This is a genomic window from Acidiphilium sp. (genome assembly GCF_049977125.1).
GTDB lineage: Bacteria > Pseudomonadota > Alphaproteobacteria > Acetobacterales > Acetobacteraceae > Acidiphilium.
The window spans coordinates 1-2303 of the sequence record NZ_JBMFGY010000308.1; the positions used below are offsets into that span (position 1 = coordinate 1).

At 61.0% G+C, this 2303-nt stretch carries 2 protein-coding genes; both read right to left on the reverse strand.

The annotated features are described in order from the left end of the window. Window positions 1–232: 232 nt before the first annotated feature. Window positions 233–1042: an IS21-like element helper ATPase IstB gene (gene istB, locus ACP5E6_RS18430; RefSeq protein ID WP_427956808.1), complete on the reverse strand. Its 810-nt coding sequence runs from the start codon at window positions 1040–1042 to the stop codon at window positions 233–235. After that, the coding region (locus ACP5E6_RS18435; RefSeq protein WP_427956811.1) for an IS21 family transposase at window positions 1039–2303 on the reverse strand (1265 nt) is incomplete at its 5' end. The genes istB and ACP5E6_RS18435, both read right to left, overlap by 4 nt.

A 2303-nucleotide genomic window follows, 5' to 3' on the forward strand; every position in this document is an offset into this window, starting at 1 on the left:
TGCAGATGCCTTGCGGTCAGCTAGGCCAACCTATCCGGAAGATCAGCCTGCATGACGAAAGAGTGACGTGCAGGCTGATCGCCGGTTCTGATGGCTGGTGTGTGGCGCGACAAACAGGGTGAGAAAAACCGTCAATCAGCGTGATAAAAAACTGACCGCGATGTGGGGCAGGATATCGTGTTTTGTTTTGGTTGCAAGGGCGATTATCAACTTGATTGACGCGGGGCGGCAATCAGGAAGATGCTTTGGGGGATTGGCGGGTGTTGGGTCCGCCTGTGGCTTTTTTTCGTTCGATGGCGGTGCGGCGCCGGTAGCTTTCGACGTTCATTTCGAGGATGGTGGCGTGGTGAACGAGGCGGTCGACGGCGGCTAAAGTCATAGCCTGATCTGGAAAAATCTTGTTCCACTCACCGAATGCCTGATTGGCGGTGATCAGGATTGAGCGATGTTCGTATCGTCGGCTGATCAGTTCGAATAGCACCGAGGTCTCGGCTTGGTCCTTGGTGACGTAGGAGATGTCATCAAGGATGATCAGGTGGTAGCGATCGAGTTTGGTAATGGCGGCTTCGAGGGTAAGTTGCTGCCGCGCGATTTGCAGACGTTGGACGAGATCTGTGGTGCGGGTGAATAGGACACGGTATCCGGCCTCGATCAGCGCGCGCCCTATGGCCGCCGCGAGATGACTCTTGCCCACGCCGGGCGGGCCGAACACGAGGCAGTTGGCGCCGGTTTCGATCCAGGCGTTACCTGTTGCGAGAGCGGTGATATGGGCTTTGCTGATGACGGGCACGGCATTGAAGTCGAAATTATCGAGAGATTTGCCAATGGGCAGGTGGGCATCAAGCAAATGACGTTCGATACGACGCCGTTCGCGATCGGCGACTTCGTGCTCGGCCAGAGCGGTGAGGAACCGAGCTGCTGGCCAGCCGTTTTTATCTGATTGCACGGCGATATCGGGCCAGAGGTATTTGATGGTGGGCAGGCGAAGTTCGCCGAGCAGAAAGGCGAGCCGTGCGGCGTCAGCCGTGGGATTGGGGTTCATGCGAGATCTCCGTGGTTGATGGTGCCTAATTGGTCGTACAGCCCGAGCGACACAGGCTCGATCATGACTGTCGGCCCACTGGCGCAGACGGGTCGGAAGCGTTCGCGCAGGAGATCGAGGCTGGGGAGACGGCCGGTGTCGAGTTCGGTCTCGAGCACGCGGGCGAGTTCGGCTTCGCAGGCGCAATCATGCGCGAGGGCGAGCAGTTCGACGGCGATCTTGCAGGCGGCCTTGTCGGATCGGCGTTCGGCCAGCGCGTGGTAGGCGCGGGCATAGGCCGGGTGCGGGAACAACTGGTCGCGATAGATCAGATTGCGCAGGGCGCCCGGCTTGCGGCGCAGTGCCTGGATTACGTGACGATAATCGATGACATGATGATGCTTGCCGCTGGTTTGGTCAGCGCGACCGCGGACCAGGGTGAGCACGCGACTGCCGCCGAGAAGGCATTCGAGCCGGTCATCATAGAGACGCACGCGCAACCGCTGCCCGATCATCCGGGAGGGCACGGTGTAGAAGACCTTGCGAAGCACAAAACCGCTGGAGGAGGTCACCCGCACCAGGGTCTCCTCGTAGTCGACCGTGCGGTCTTCAGGCAGCGGCCTGAGGGCGGCGCGTTCGAAGCTGATCGCCTTACTCCGTCTGGCATTGTGGCGGGCGAAGTGCTCGTCGATGAACCGGCGGTAGGCGCTCAAGTCTTCGAAGATACGGCTGCCGCGGAGCAGCAGGGCGTCCTCGATGGTTTTCTTGGTATGACCATGGGAGCTTTCGATCGTGCCGTTCTCATGGGCGACGCCGGTGTTGTTGCGGGTCGGCGCCATGTTGAAATGCGCGCAGAGGCCAGCGTAGCGCGTGGTCAGATCCTCGATCGCGTCGTGGTCGAGATTACGGAAGGCGGCCGAGAGACTGTCGGTGCGGTGCTGCAACGGCACGCCACCGAGGGCGAACAGTGCGTTCTGCAAACCGACGGCGAGGGCGGAATAGCTTTCCCCACCGAGGATCACGTGGCCATGCTCGAAGCCTGAATGGGCCATCCGGAAATGGTAGAGGATATGATCCAGCACCACGCCGGCGACGATGACACCGAGATCCGCGAGATCGGTGAAATCCGACAGGCCCTGTTCGCCGGGGGGATGGGTCTGGCGAAACATGACCTCCTGATCCGGCCCGTGCAGGCCGCGCCAGAGTTTGATCCTCCGTTCCAGTGTGCGCCGGACCCCAGGATTGAGTTCCGGATGCCGCCGGGCCAGCTCCTCCAGCACCG

What these genes read in the sequence shown, in the direction of transcription:
- istB (WP_427956808.1), bottom strand. Translation starts at nt 1,042, where the DNA reads ATGAACCCCAATCCCACGGCTGACGCCGCACGGCTCGCCTTTCTGCTC.